Source organism: Mesorhizobium escarrei, assembly GCF_935825525.1.
GTDB classification, from domain to species: Bacteria; Pseudomonadota; Alphaproteobacteria; order Rhizobiales; family Rhizobiaceae; genus Mesorhizobium; species Mesorhizobium escarrei.
Window position 1 is genome coordinate 39,764 of sequence record NZ_CAKXZT010000168.1, and the last position, 12,960, is coordinate 52,723.

The 12,960-nt window shown below is 64.0% G+C and carries 12 protein-coding genes and 1 pseudogene; 6 read left to right on the top strand and 7 right to left on the bottom strand.

Annotation, left to right across the window (positions count from 1 at the left end):
* Window positions 1-45 precede the first annotated feature (45 nt).
* The 4 genes from NMG80_RS31185 to NMG80_RS31200 are packed head-to-tail and all read left to right on the top strand — an operon-like array spanning window position 46 to window position 4,131.
* A complete protein-coding gene (locus tag NMG80_RS31185; protein ID WP_254021681.1) occupies window positions 46-1,614 on the top strand; it encodes a sugar ABC transporter ATP-binding protein in 1,569 nt (522 codons plus the stop codon).
* Window positions 1,611-2,591, top strand: coding sequence for an ABC transporter permease (locus tag NMG80_RS31190; protein WP_192363664.1), 981 nt, complete (start codon window positions 1,611-1,613; stop codon window positions 2,589-2,591). The genes NMG80_RS31185 and NMG80_RS31190 overlap by 4 nt, the downstream gene beginning before the upstream one ends.
* Window positions 2,588-3,574 carry an ABC transporter permease gene (locus NMG80_RS31195; RefSeq protein WP_254021682.1) on the top strand — a complete coding sequence of 329 codons (987 nt, stop codon included), beginning with the start codon at window positions 2,588-2,590 and terminating at the stop codon, window positions 3,572-3,574. The genes NMG80_RS31190 and NMG80_RS31195 overlap by 4 nt, the downstream gene beginning before the upstream one ends.
* 29 nt (window positions 3,575-3,603) lie before the next feature.
* Entirely contained in the window at window positions 3,604-4,131 is a 528-nt protein-coding gene (locus NMG80_RS31200; RefSeq protein ID WP_254021683.1) for a gluconokinase, read from the top strand.
* A 38-nt stretch (window positions 4,132-4,169) separates the two neighbouring features.
* Here the strand turns inward: NMG80_RS31200 and NMG80_RS31205 are convergent, their stop codons facing one another.
* Window positions 4,170-4,619, bottom strand: coding sequence for an RrF2 family transcriptional regulator (locus tag NMG80_RS31205; protein WP_029351604.1), 450 nt, complete (start codon window positions 4,617-4,619; stop codon window positions 4,170-4,172).
* Between the two features lie 252 nt (window positions 4,620-4,871).
* Window positions 4,872-5,858 carry a sulfate ABC transporter substrate-binding protein gene (locus NMG80_RS31210; protein ID WP_254021684.1) on the bottom strand — a complete coding sequence of 329 codons (987 nt, stop codon included), beginning with the start codon at window positions 5,856-5,858 and terminating at the stop codon, window positions 4,872-4,874.
* 243 nt (window positions 5,859-6,101) lie between these two features.
* Between NMG80_RS31210 and NMG80_RS31215 the strand changes: the two genes are divergently transcribed.
* Both NMG80_RS31215 and NMG80_RS31220 read left to right on the top strand, forming a co-directional pair.
* Window positions 6,102-6,374 (top strand): antitoxin, encoded by a 273-nt coding sequence (locus NMG80_RS31215; protein ID WP_254021966.1) that lies wholly within the window; start codon window positions 6,102-6,104, stop codon window positions 6,372-6,374.
* A gap of 63 nt (window positions 6,375-6,437) precedes the next feature.
* Window positions 6,438-6,548: pseudogene (locus tag NMG80_RS31220) on the top strand (type II toxin-antitoxin system VapC family toxin); the annotation flags it as partial.
* 14 nt (window positions 6,549-6,562) lie between these two features.
* On the opposite strand, the gene NMG80_RS31225 reads toward NMG80_RS31220, so the two are convergent.
* The 5 genes from NMG80_RS31225 to pbpC all read right to left on the bottom strand — a co-directional run bounded on the left by NMG80_RS31225 (window position 6,563) and on the right by pbpC (window position 12,918).
* A complete protein-coding gene (locus NMG80_RS31225) occupies window positions 6,563-7,603 on the bottom strand; it encodes a sulfate/molybdate ABC transporter ATP-binding protein (RefSeq protein WP_254021685.1) in 1,041 nt (346 codons plus the stop codon).
* A gap of 68 nt (window positions 7,604-7,671) precedes the next feature.
* On the bottom strand, window positions 7,672-8,556 hold the full coding sequence (gene cysW / locus NMG80_RS31230; RefSeq protein WP_254021686.1) for a sulfate ABC transporter permease subunit CysW: 885 nt from the start codon (window positions 8,554-8,556) through the stop codon (window positions 7,672-7,674).
* Complete coding sequence (gene cysT / locus NMG80_RS31235; protein ID WP_254021687.1) at window positions 8,549-9,400, bottom strand: sulfate ABC transporter permease subunit CysT; 852 nt, start codon at window positions 9,398-9,400, stop codon at window positions 8,549-8,551. The genes cysW and cysT overlap by 8 nt, the downstream gene beginning before the upstream one ends.
* A 32-nt stretch (window positions 9,401-9,432) precedes the next feature.
* A complete protein-coding gene (locus NMG80_RS31240) occupies window positions 9,433-10,461 on the bottom strand; it encodes a sulfate ABC transporter substrate-binding protein (RefSeq protein ID WP_254021688.1) in 1,029 nt (342 codons plus the stop codon).
* A 351-nt stretch (window positions 10,462-10,812) separates the two neighbouring features.
* The gene (gene pbpC / locus NMG80_RS31245; protein ID WP_254021689.1) at window positions 10,813-12,918 is read right to left on the bottom strand and encodes a penicillin-binding protein 1C; all 2,106 of its coding nucleotides are present in this window, start codon (window positions 12,916-12,918) and stop codon (window positions 10,813-10,815) included.
* Between the last annotated feature and the right edge of the window lie 42 nt (window positions 12,919-12,960).

A 12,960-nucleotide genomic window follows, 5' to 3' on the forward strand; every position in this document is an offset into this window, starting at 1 on the left:
TCCCACGGCGCCGGTCCCGAAGAACAAGCGCCTTGGGAGGGGCCGATGGACGGTGCGGTTCCGCTCTTCCGCATGGAGGGCATATCCAAGCGCTATGGCGGTGTGCGGGCGCTGGAAAAGGCCGAGCTTTCGGTCACACCAGGCAGCATTCACGCCATCCTCGGCGAGAACGGCGCCGGTAAATCGACGCTGATCAAGGTCATGGCCGGCGTCGTCGCGCCTGACGAAGGCCGCATGATGCTGGACGGAAGCGAGGTGACTTTCGCGTCGCCGGCAGCGGCCAACCAGGCCGGCATCGTCTGCATTTTCCAGGAACTGTCGCTCGTCCCCGAACTCAGCGTTTCCGACAACATCGTCATTTCCGATCCGCCCAAACGCTTCGGCATGATCGACCGTAAGGCGCAGCGACGCATCGCGGAAGAAGCCCTGGCTCGCGCGGGCGCTGCCGATATCCACCCGCTGGCGCTGGTCAAAGACCTTCCTCTTTCAAGAAGGCAGATGGTCGAGATCGCCAAAGCACTCGCCAGGAAGCCGCGCATCCTGATCCTCGACGAGGCGACCTCGGCGCTGACCGCGGCCGACGTCGCCAAGATTTTCGGCGTCTTGAAGCGGCTACGCTCGGAAGGGCTGGCGCTGCTCTACATCTCGCATCGAATGAACGAGATCGCCGAGCTTGCCGACCAGTGCACGGTGTTCCGCAACGGCCGCAATGTCGCCAGTTATGCTGCTGGATCGAAGAGCGACAATGAAGTCGTCGAGCTGATGATCGGCCGCGAATACAGCCATATTTTCCCGCCGAAGCCGGTGCGCGCGCCGGCCACCGCCGCGCTCGTGCTGGAGGCGCGCAAGCTTTCCTGGACCGACCGGCTGGACAATATCTCGCTGTCGGTCGGCGCAGGCGAGGTCGTCGGCCTCGGCGGTCTCGATGGCCAGGGCCAGCGCGAATTGCTGCTCGCCTTCTTCGGCGTGCTGCGCGGCCTCAGCGGCCAGATATTGATCGACGGCAAACCGGTGGCGATCGCCAGCCCGGCCAAGGCGCGCGGTGACCGGATCGGCATGGCCCTGATCCCGGAAGACCGCAAGACGGAAGGCCTGATGCTGCCGATGACGGTGCGCGAAAACCTCTCCTTCGCAACACTCGACCGGCTGTCCAGGGCCGGCATCATCGACCGTGCCGCCGAGCAGCGGCTGATCGACGACATGGTAGCTCTGCTGGCGATCAAAACGGCAGGTCTCGATATTCCGGTCGGCGCGCTGTCCGGCGGCAACCAGCAGAAGGTCGTCATCGCCAAATGGCTGATGCGGCAGCCGCGCATCATCCTGCTCAACGACCCCACGCGGGGTATCGATGTCGGCACCAAACAGGAACTGTATCAGCTAATGCGCAAGCTTGCCGACCAAGGCGCGGCGATACTGTTTTACTCGACCGACTATGACGAGTTGATCGGCTGCTGCGACCGGGTGCTGGTGCTCTATGACGGAGCGGTCAAGCGCGAACTCGTCGGCGCCGAGATCACCGAGCGGGCGCTGATCGCCAGCGCGCTCAACATCCATGGCGAAGAGACGCCTGCCAGAGGCATGGCGAAGACGCCAGCCCGAGGAGCGGACGCGTGAAAGACTGGCGCTACTGGCTTGCCGAACAACGCGGAACGCTGCTGGCGTTCGGCATCTTCATCGTGATGTTTACGATCTACACCTCGAACCATCCGGCCGGCTTTACCGCCAACGTCGTGCAGACGGCCTCGAACAAGGGTGTGCTGCTCGCCTTCGTCGCCATGGCGCAGACGCTGGTGGTGATCACCGCCGGTATCGACCTTTCCGTCGGCATGATCTTTCTGCTGACCAATTGCCTGGCCTCATGGCTGGTCATCGGCACCGGCATCGAAACCGCGTTCGGCGTCGTCGCGGTGCTCGGCACCGGGCTGCTGTGCGGGGCGATCAACGGCGCCATCGTCATCTACGGAAGGCTGCAGCCGATCGTCACCACCATCGCCACCGGCGCGGTATATTTCGGCATCGCCCTGCTGCTTCGGCCGTTCCCGGGCGGCTCGGTCAACGAGGATCTGGCCGACGCCCTGACCGGGCGGCTGTTCGGCGTGGTGCCGGCGAGCCTGGTGGCGCTGCTGGCCGTCGTGCTCGTCGTCTGGGTGCCGTTCAGCCGGTCGGTGCTCGGCCGTGCGGCCTATGCTGCGGGATCGTCGGAAATGGCGGCCTACATGTCCGGCGTGCCGATCCGCCGCGGCAAGTTCGCCGCCTATGCGCTGGCCGGCCTGCTGGCCGCGATCGGCGGGCTGTTCCTGACCTTCTTCACCTATACCGGCGAGGCGGCCTATGCCAGCGGCAATGCCTATACGCTGTTCTCGATCGCTGCCGTGGTGCTTGGCGGCGTCTCGCTGTTCGGCGGCAAGGGCAGCGCCATCGGCGCGATCTTCGGCGCGCTCGCCTTCCGCACCATCGGCGACCTGCTCTTCGTCTTCGATTTCGATCCGCTCTGGCAGCCGCTGTTCCAGGGCGTCATCCTGCTGATCGCCGTCAGCCTCGGCGCCTTCGCCCTGTTCAGGGTTCGCAACCGGCTGGAGTGGTTCCTGTGAGCGAAACGACCATCGGCGGCATCGCCGGCCGCATGCCGAAATTCATTCGCCGCGCCGATCCGGCGGTGCTGACCGCCTTTGCCTGCATCGTGCTGCTGCTGTTTGTCGGCAGCCTCTATTCGCGCAGCTTCCTGTCGCCGGAATATCTGCTGCAGCAGCTCAAAGTGGCCTCGTTTCTCGGCGTCATCGCCACCGGCATGATGCTGGTCATCCTGCTCGGCCAGATCGACCTGTCGGTGCCATGGTCGGTGGCGGCGGGCGCGATGATGGCCTGTGCGGCCGCCGCCTACGGCCCGCTCGGCGTGGCGCTGGCGATTCCGTTCGGCATTTTGTGCGGTGTCGCGATCGGCATCGTCAACGGCATCGGCGTTGCTTATCTGCGCATTCCCTCGATGATCATCACGCTCGCCACCAATGCCGTCGCCCAAGGGCTGATGGTGGTCTATACAGGCGGCTTCTCGCCGCAGGATTCGGCGACCCGGGCGATGCGCTTTCTGGCGACCGGCATTGCCATTCCGGGCGTGCCCAATGCGGTCGTCATCTGGGCGCTGATCGGTGCTGCGATGGTTTTCGTGCTGACCCGCACCGGCTTCGGCCGCACGGTCTACGGCATCGGCAACCGCGAGCGCGCCGCCTACCTCTCCGGCATCGACACGCGGCGCGTGGTGCTGATCGCCTTCGCCGTTTCCGGCGGGCTCTCCGCCTTTGGCGGCGTGCTTCTGGCCGGCTATGCCTCCAAGGCGGCCCAGTCGATGGGCGACGCCTATCTCCTGCCGTCGATCGCTGCGGTGGTGCTTGGCGGCACCTCGATTCTCGGCGGCCGCGGCTCCTATCTCGGCACGGTCGCGGGCGTTATCCTGATCACACTTTTGCAATCCATTCTTTCCGTCATGCAGATGCCGGAGGCGGGGCGGCAGATCATCTATGGCGTCGTCATCGTCGCCATGCTCCTGCTTTACGGCCGCGCGCCGGCCAGCCGCTAATCCGCATCGTGGACGAAAAGATAGCAAAAATGCAGAGCGATCGCATTCGGCCCGCACCGGCCCTCGTGGTGATGGGCGTCGCCGGCTGTGGCAAGTCGGCTGTCGGCGAAGCGCTGGCGGCGGAATTGGGCGCTGTCTTCGTCGAGGGCGACAGGTTGCATCCACCGGAAAACGTCGCACGCATGGCAAGCGGTGAGCCGCTGACCGACGCATTGCGCGAAGGCTGGCTCGACGCGATCGGCCGGCGCATTGCCGGATCGGTCGGCGATGGGCAAGCCGTCGTCGCCGCCTGCTCGGCGCTGAAGCGCAGCTACCGCGAGCGTCTGCGCGGTTTTTGCCAGGACATCGTTTTCCTCTATCTGGAAATCGATCCCGCGACCGCAAAGCAGCGTGTCGGCTCCCGCCGGGGCCATTTCATGCCGGCAAGCCTGGTCGACAGCCAGTTCGCCACGCTCGAAGCGCCGGCAGCCGACGAGAATGCATTGACGCTCGATGCAACGCGCCCGATCGCCGACATTGTCGCCGACGTCTTGGGCCTGTTTGAGGCGAATTCATGAGCGGATGGCTGGCGCGGATCCGCCTCAGCGGCGCCTGATCAGATCTGCGACGTCAGCTCGACTGGAAAATCGTCATTGTCGGCGTCGCGCATGGCGGCGAGGCTGCGATTGTCCAGCACCTCGGCGATCGCCTGGCGCACCTCCAGCATCATGTTCCGGACCTGGCATGTCGCCTCGTCGCAGTCCTCGCAGCGCTGATATTGGGTGCGGCTGGCGCAAGGGATCGGCGCCAGCGGCCCGTCGAGGACGCGCACGACATGGCCGATCTTGATCTCCGAGGCCGGGCGGGCGAGGCGATAGCCGCCTTCCTTGCCCTTGCGGCTCTGGACGAAGCCGGCATTGCGCAATTCGCCCAGAATGGCATCCAGGAATTTCTTCGGGATGTTGTTGGCGACCGCAATGTCGTTGACGAACGCCAGCTGGCCGACCGGCAAGCCTGACAGATGCACGAGGGCCTTGAGGCCGTATTTGCCTTTTTTGGTAAGCATGCCCGATTCAGTTCATGAAACCCCAACCGCCCGCATCTGGCGGTTGTTTGTGTGCAAATCATGACGTTTTGGTCGCGCGATGCAGTTTCGCGAAACAAGCCGTCCGATGGTACAGTAGGCACAAACACGTTGATTCTTCGTGACGTTTTGGACGGCGCGCTGGGAACGTGCGGGAAATCACCTGTCCGGAGCGTAAAAACGAAGAAAGCCGGCAAAAGCCGGCCTTCTTATCCAGTTCGAAGATCGCTTGCTTCAGCGGCTGCCATAGGTCTGGTCGAGCAGACCGCCGGCTGCGAAATGCTCGGCCTGGATCTTGTCCCAGCCGCCGAAGACATCCTCCACCGTCAGCAGCCGGACATCGGGGAACTCGGCCTTGTATTTGGCGGCGACCGCCGCGTCGCGGGCTCGCAGGCCGTTGCGGGCGGCGATGTCCTGGCCCTGCGGCGTGTAGAGGAAGTCGAGATAGGTCTTGGCGAGGTCACGCGTGCCATGCTCGTCGGCGACCGTGTCGACGATCGCCACCGGAAACTCCGCCAGCAGGCTGACCGAAGGCGTCACCTGCTCGAACTTGTCATCGCCATACTCCCTGCGGACGCCGCGCGTTTCCGACTCGAAGGTGATCAGCACGTCGCCGATCTCACGCTGCACGAAGGTGGTGGTGGCGGCGCGCCCGCCTGAGTCGAAGATCGGCACGTTGTTGAACAGCTTGGTGACGAATTCCTTCACCTTGGCGTCGTCGCCCTTGAAGGCCTCCTTGGCGTAGGCGGTGGCCGCGAGATAGGTGTAGCGCGCATTGCCCGACGTTTTCGGGTTGGGGAAGATCACCTGGACGTCGTCGCGCACGAGATCGTTCCAATCCTTGATGTTCTTTGGATTGCCGGCGCGCACCAGGAAAGACGGCAGCGAATAGAAAGGCGAGGCGTTGGCGGGGAAGTCCTTTTGCCAGTCGGCGGAGACAAGACCCTTCGAAACCAGGAAATCGATATCGAGGACCTGGTTGAAGGTGACGACATCGGCGCCGAGGCCTTCGGCGATGGCACGCGCCTGCGCCGACGTCCCGGCATGCGACTGGTCGACGGTCACGCCGGGATGCTCGGCGACGAAGGCCTTGTTTATCTGCGCAAACAATTCGCGGCCGACATCATAGGACGCGTTCAGCAATTTGTCGGCCGACCACGCTTGGGAGGATGCGAGGAACAGGCCGGCCAATGTGGCGACGCCAAGCAAAAATCGCTTCATGAAACAGAACTCCAATGCACTTATTGCCGAAGCATAGCGGCAAGGCATGATGGGCGACGAGACACGTAGGACAGCTTCGCCACGTCACCGCTAGAAAAATGTTCCCATTCCGGGCCGTCGTTAGGATTTTCTTTCACGCAGAGTCTTTAGGGACACCTGGGCAGCGGTCCCTATCCGTTGGCAAGACGATTGTATCGCGACTCTGTTTGGCATCTACATTGCATATACAAAGGAGCCATTGCCGTGCCCCAGCACCGCCATTCCAAAACGCCACCAAAAGAGGCGAAGCTGTTCCGCAACAATTGCAGCCAAGCGGTGCGCATTCCTGTCGAGTTCGATCTTCCAGGCGAAAAGGTCTTGATCAGCCGTGAAGGCGATCGCTTGGTCATCGAGCCGGTCCGCAAACCTGGCCTGTCGGCGCTGCTCGCGCAATGGGCGCAAGAGCCGCCGCTCGGTCCCGAGGAAGACATCCCCAAGATCGACGATATGCCTGTCAAATCCGAGAAATTATTTTAATACGGTTCACGCTGGACACCGACATTATCAGCGACATGGTCCGAAACCCGGCGGGGCAGGGCCACCATTGGCCAAAACGGCCTTTTTATTGCTGCCCACGCCTACGCACTGGGCACGACCCTGGTGAGCGCCAACCGGATCAAAGGCCTGAAGGTCGAGAACTGGCTGGCGTAGCGCCCGATAGAGGATCAAGCAGCCGGAAAAAGCTTCCAGCGTCGCGGCCTGAACGCCACGCGGCTTTTTTGCGCCGCCGGATGGTCGACCGGCAGCTCGATCTCGACCCGCTGGCGATCGCCGCCGATTTCGAGCTCGACCCGTCTGGTGCCGGCGACGCGGCGGCTGGCGGCGACCGTGCCGGCGATGCAGCCATTGCATTCGTCCACCAGGTCGACATCGTGCGGGCGGAAGAACAGCGTTGCTTCGCCTCGCGGTGCCTGCGGCGCGGACAGCCCGATCGGGCGGTCGGCGATCCAGACCTGGCCGTCCTCGACCTTGACGGGAAGCGCGCTCGATTCACCGATGAAGCCGTAGACGAAGGGCGAGTTCGGCGTGTCGTAGATTTCGTCGGCGGTGCCGACCTGCTCGATGCTGCCCTGGCTCATCACCACGACGCGGTCGGCAAGCTCGAGCGCTTCTTCCTGGTCATGGGTGACAAAGACCGTGGTGTGGCCGGTGGCGTCGTGGATGTCGCGCAGCCAGCGGCGCAATTCGCGGCGGACCTGGGCGTCGAGCGCGCCGAACGGCTCGTCGAGCAAAAGCACGGCCGGTTCGATCGCCATCGCGCGGGCAAGCGCCACGCGCTGGCGCTGGCCGCCCGAAAGCTGCGCCGGATAGCGCTTTTCCAAGCCGGAAAGCTGGACGAGGTCGAGAAGCTCTGAAGCCCGGCGGCGGATTTCCTGCGCCGACGGCCGTGACGGCCCGTGCCGAACTTTTAAGCCGAAGCCGATATTGTCGGCGACCGTCATATGGCGAAACAGCGCATAATGCTGGAAAACGAAGCCGACATTGCGCTCCTGGATCGATTTTTGCGACGCATCCTCCTCGCCAAAGAAGATCCTTCCTTTCGTCGGCCGCTCCAGCCCGGCGATCAGCCTGAGCAGCGTCGTCTTGCCGGAGCCGGAAGGCCCGAGCAGCGCGATCAGTTCGCCGGACTTGATGTCGAGCGAAACGTCGTGGAGGGCCGGAAACCGCTCAAACTCCTTGCGCACGTTGGCAACGCGAACTTCCATCAACCGTCCCTTTTTTGTCGATGCATGTAGTTATCCCAAAACCGCTGCGCACTTTTGGGCGACATGCATTAGTGTCCGCGCGTCGCGGCGAGCTCGGCGCCGTAGCGCATCTCGAGAAGTGTTTTCAAGACCAGCGTGACGAGCGCCAGGCCCGCAAGCAGTGAAGCGACGGCGAAGGCGGCTGCGGCATTGTACTCGTTATAGAGGATTTCGACATGCAGCGGCATGGTGTTGGTCAGTCCGCGTATGTGGCCCGACACGACGGAGACCGCGCCGAACTCGCCCATGGCGCGGGCATTGCACAGCAGCACGCCGTAGAGCAGCCCCCATTTGACGTTGGGCAGCGTTACGTACCAGAAAGCCTGCCAGCCATTGGCGCCGAGCGACAGCGCTGCCTCCTCGTCACCATTGCCCTGTTCCTGCATCAAGGGGATCAGTTCGCGGGCGACGAAGGGGAAGGTGACGAAGATGGTAGCGAGCACGATGCCCGGCACGGCAAACAGGATGACGATGCCATGCGCCTTCAGCCAGGCACCGAACAGGCCCTGCGCGCCGAACAACAGCACATAGACCAGGCCGGAAATGACCGGCGAGACCGAAAACGGCAGGTCGATGAGCGTGGTAAGGAAGGCCTTGCCCTTGAACTCGAACTTGGCGATGGCCCAAGCGGCGGAGATGCCGAAGACGACGTTGAGTGGCACCGAGATCGCCGCCACCAGCAGTGTCAGATGGATCGCCGAGCGCGTGTCTGGGTTGGTCAGCGCCTCGGTGTAAGCGCTGAGGCCCTTTGCGAAGGCTTCGTTGAAGACGACGATCAGCGGCAAGAGCAGGAAAATGCCGAGGAAGGCAAAGGTCACGATCATCAGCACGGCTTTCGCCGGGCGGCTTTCGGTCACTGCCGCCGACTGGCTTTCGTGGTGCGGTGCGTAGGATTTGATCTCCGGATCAGCCATAGCGCTTGCGGCTCCACGTCTGCACCAGATTGATGACCAGCAGCATCACGAACGACAAAGCGAGCATGATTGCCGCGATCGCGGTCGCTGCCGCATAATTATATTCCTCCAGCCGGATGACGATCAGAAGCGGCGCGATCTCGGATTTGTAGGGCAGATTGCCGGCGATGAAAATGACGGAGCCGTACTCGCCGACACCGCGTGCGAAAGCCAACGCGAAACCCGTGACGATCGCGGGCGCCAGGCCCGGAAGCAGAACCCGGGCGATGGTCTGGAAGCGATTGGCGCCGAGCGTCGCGGCCACTTCCTCCACCTCCTTGTCGATCTCCTCCATGATCGGCTGGACAGTGCGCACGACGAAGGGCAGGCCGATGAAGATCAGCGCTATAACGATGCCGAGCGGCGTGTAGGCGACCTTGATGCCGAGCGGCGCCAGCAGGCTGCCGAGCCAGCCATTCGGCGCGTAGAGCGTGGTCAGCGCGATGCCGGCCACCGCCGTCGGCAGTGCGAAGGGCAGGTCGACCATGGCATCCACGATGCGGCGGCCAGGAAAGTTGTAGCGCACCAGCACCCAGGCGACGATCGTGCCGAAGACGACATTGACGGAAGCGGCAATAAAGGCCGTGCCGAAGCTGATTTCAAGCGCATTGACGGTGCGGCGGTCGGTGGCGATCGCCCAGAAATCGGCCCAGCCGAGCGCGGCCGATCGCCAGATCAGCCCCGACAGGGGAATGAGAATGATGAGCGTGAGGTAGGCAAGCGAGAAGCCGAGCGTCAATCCGAAACCCGGAATGACGCTCGGCTGTCTGAACCGCCACCCCGCCTTGGCGGGTGCTGTGGTCATATCGTCCTGATCTAGAGTCTAGCTAACTGGGTCTACTGGGCCGGCTTGTAGATCTGGTCGAATATACCACCGTCGCCGAAATGGTAAGGCTGTGCTTTCTTCCAACCGCCAAAAAGCGGATCGTCGATGGTGATCAGCTTGATCTCCGGCAGTTTGGCGAGGTCCTCCGCCGGTACCAAATCCGGCTTCGACGGGCGATAGTGGTTCTTGGCGATCAGCGTCTGGCCTTCCTTGGAGTAGAGGTAGCTCAGATAGGCTTCGGCGACTTTTCGCGTGCCCTTGGCATCGACATTGGCATCGACCACGGCGACCGGCGGCTCAGCCAGGATCGAGGTCGGCGGGTAGACGATATCGAAATTGTCGGCGCCGAATTCGTCGAGCGCCAGATAGGCCTCGTTCTCCCAGGCCAGCAGCACATCGCCCAAGCCTTTTTGCGCGAAGGTCACGGTCGCACCGCGCGCACCGGTATCGAGCACTGGAACATGCGCGTAGAGATTGCCGACGAATTCCTTCGTCTTGGCGTCGTCGCCGCCATCCTTGGCGTTGGCATAGGCCCAGGCGGCGAGATAGTTCCAGCGTGCGCCGCCCGAAGTCTTGGGGTTCGGCGTGATCACCTGGACGTCGTCCTTGACCAGATCGCCCCAGTCCTTGATGCCTTTCGGATTGCCCTTGCGGACGAGGAAGACGATGGTCGAGGTGTAGGGCGCCGAATTGTTCTCGAATTTGGTCCGCCAGTCGGGATTGATCTTCTTCGATTTCTCGACGATGGCGTTGATGTCGCCTTCGAGCGCCAGCGTCACCACGTCGGCGTCGAGGCCGTCGATCACGGCGCGGGCCTGCGCGCCCGACCCGCCATGTGACTGCTGGACGGTTACCGTCTCACCGGTCTCGGCCTTCCAGTGGGCGGCAAAAGCCTCGTCGAATTGCTTGTAAAGTTCACGCGTCGGGTCATACGACACGTTGAGGATGGTGGTATCGGCAAACGCGAAACCGAGCGTGCCGAACTGGACAGATGTGGCGACCAGTGCGCCGAGCAGTTTCCTGAAATGAGGATTGGTCATTTCTGCCTCCGTTGAGATCACCTCAATCTACCGAATTAGTAGAAATTAGATGCATTCAAAGTTGCTTTTTTCGCCCTTTTGAAGCAATTTTTCGCCGGCTTTCGGCCTCACGAAAAAATTCTTTCCTCGCAACGCCGCTATGCGGAATCCGAGCACATGAAGCGATCTATCTAGAGGCAGGTCGCTCCTCGGCAATGGCTGGATGTGGTGCGAGCGGTGGCTGGCGAAAGAGTGGCAAGGAGACGGCGCCCTTGCGGAAGACGCGCTTCGGTGCCTCGGAACAGGCATGGGCAAGTATCCTGCTACCCGCCGACCTCGTGGAAGCCAATTCCGTGAATCGCTTGGCGCATTCTATTCAACGAACACTTTCACGCTGGCCGCACGCCCGGCCGCGTCGATCACGGTCAGGGTCGAATAGCCGGCGCCGTCCGGCTGCCAGGTCGCGGTGCGCCGCCGGTCGATGCCGACCAGCGGCTTGCCGTTGGCCAGCCAGCGGAACGGGGCGCGGCCGCCTTGCAGCTTCAGCACCAGTGGCGTGGCGCCGGCGGCGGTGGCGCCGAGATCGACGTGAGCGCCGTCGGGCGGAAAGATGATCGTCGGCGCGGGCTCGGTCGGCGTTGCCTGGACCAGCCCGTCGGCGCCAGAACCGAAGCGCGCCAATGTCACCGGCAGATCGTCGCGCCTGGGTCTGGCGACGCCGGCCGGCTGGCTTGGCAGCGGCACGGCAACCAGGCCGGAGCGGACAAAGCCCTCGAACAGGATCGGTGCGGCCGAGACATAGCCGGACAGGCCGGGCACCGCGCCGGCATCGGGACGGCCGACCCAGACGCCCAGTACGTAGCGCCCGTCGAAGCCGACCGACCAGGCATCGCGGTAGCCGTAGGAGGTGCCGGTCTTGTAGGCGATGCCGCGCTGGGCGGCGCCCTCGGGCGGCTTGACGCCCGACAATATGTCGGTGATCTGCCAGTTCGCCTGATCGTCGAGGACGGTAGCGGTCGAGCGCTCGGCATTCGCCGGCTCGGTGCCGTCATGCAGCGTGTGTGCCTTGCCGCCATTGGCGAGCCCGGCATAGAGCTGGACGAGGTCGCGCAGCGTCACGCCGACGCCGCCAAGGCCGATGGCGAGACCCGGCGCCTTGTTAACGGGCAGGATCGGCGTGACGCCGGCCTGCCGGAAGCGCGCGAGCAGCCGCGCCGGCCCGACCGCGTCGAGAACACTGATCGCCGGCACGTTGAGCGACAGCTGCAGCGCTTGCCTAATGCTGACGTCGCCCTGATAGCCCATGTCGAAATTCTTCGGCCGATAGCCGGAGAAATCCGTTGGCCTGTCGTCGATCAGCGTCTCCTGCGCCACCAATCCCTGCTCGAAGGCGAGCCCGTAGATAAACGGCTTCAGCGTCGAACCGGGCGAGCGGACAACCCTGGTCATGTCGATCCAGCCCGAGCGGCTGGCGTCGAAATAGTCGGCAGAGCCGACTTCGCCGAGGATGCCGCCGGTGCGGGCGTCGGCCAGCACCATGGCGACGGACAGGCGAGGGCCGAGCCTGGCGGCGGCATCCCTGGCCACCCGTTCCAGCCCTTCCTGGACGCTCTTGCGGATCGTCAGTCGCAGCTTCTGGCCCGCGACGGCCCTTGGCAGCACTGCATAAGCGGCGTGGGCGGCAAGTGCCGGCAGCGGGCGGCGGATGGCGGGAACATCGTCGAGCGCGGCACGTGCGGCCTCGCGCTCGCCGAGCAGGCCTGACGAGACCATGCGCGTCAGCACCCGGTCGCGGGCGGCGTGGGCGATTGAAAGGTTGCGGTCGGGCCGGCGCTTTTCCGGCAGTTGCGGCAGCGCGACGAGCAGGGCCGCCTCCGAGACGGTCAGCTGCTTCGGCTCCTTGCCGAAATAGGCCAGCGAGGCGGCGCGCACGCCTTCGAGATTGCCGCCATAGGGCGCCAGCGTCAAATAGCGTTCGAGGATCTCGCGCTTGGTGAGCCGCCGCTCGATCTGCAGGGAGCGCAGCAGCTGCTTGAGCTTGGAGCCGAGGCTGCGGCTGTCGCGCGGTTCGGTCAGCCGGGCGAGCTGCATCGACAGCGTCGAGCCGCCGGAGACGATACGGCCATTGGTCACGAACTGGCCGGCGGCGCGGGCCAGCGCCAGCACATCGACGCCTTGATGGTCCCAAAAGCGCTTGTCCTCGTAAGTCACCAGCATGTCGACGAACTGTCTGTCGACCTGGTCAAGGCGGGTGACGAGCCGCCAATAGCCGTCCGGCGTGGCGAAGGCCCGCAACAGCTGGCCGTCGCGGTCCTGCACTTCTGTCGATACCGTCAGCGCCGCCGGCAGCGGCGGCGGAAAGGCGCGGTCGAGCTGCCAGAGGGTGGCAGCGGCGATTGCTGCGAAGCCGGCGAGGGAGGCGGCGGCGGTGGCCGAACGGCGCAAAATTTGTCGGGAAAGCACGGTGCCGCCCCTCATCCGCCTGCCGGCACGTTCTCCCCGTATGGTGACGGGGAGAAG

What these genes read in the sequence shown, in the direction of transcription:
- NMG80_RS31185 (WP_254021681.1), top strand. Translation starts at nt 46, where the DNA reads ATGGACGGTGCGGTTCCGCTCTTCCGCATGGAGGGCATATCCAAGCGC.
- NMG80_RS31200 (WP_254021683.1), top strand. Translation starts at nt 3,604, where the DNA reads ATGCAGAGCGATCGCATTCGGCCCGCACCGGCCCTCGTGGTGATGGGC.
- NMG80_RS31205 (WP_029351604.1), bottom strand. Translation starts at nt 4,619, where the DNA reads ATGCTTACCAAAAAAGGCAAATACGGCCTCAAGGCCCTCGTGCATCTG.
- NMG80_RS31210 (WP_254021684.1), bottom strand. Translation starts at nt 5,858, where the DNA reads ATGAAGCGATTTTTGCTTGGCGTCGCCACATTGGCCGGCCTGTTCCTC.
- NMG80_RS31225 (WP_254021685.1), bottom strand. Translation starts at nt 7,603, where the DNA reads ATGGAAGTTCGCGTTGCCAACGTGCGCAAGGAGTTTGAGCGGTTTCCG.
- cysW (WP_254021686.1), bottom strand. Translation starts at nt 8,556, where the DNA reads ATGGCTGATCCGGAGATCAAATCCTACGCACCGCACCACGAAAGCCAG.
- cysT (WP_254021687.1), bottom strand. Translation starts at nt 9,400, where the DNA reads ATGACCACAGCACCCGCCAAGGCGGGGTGGCGGTTCAGACAGCCGAGC.
- NMG80_RS31240 (WP_254021688.1), bottom strand. Translation starts at nt 10,461, where the DNA reads ATGACCAATCCTCATTTCAGGAAACTGCTCGGCGCACTGGTCGCCACA.
- pbpC (WP_254021689.1), bottom strand. Translation starts at nt 12,918, where the DNA reads ATGAGGGGCGGCACCGTGCTTTCCCGACAAATTTTGCGCCGTTCGGCC.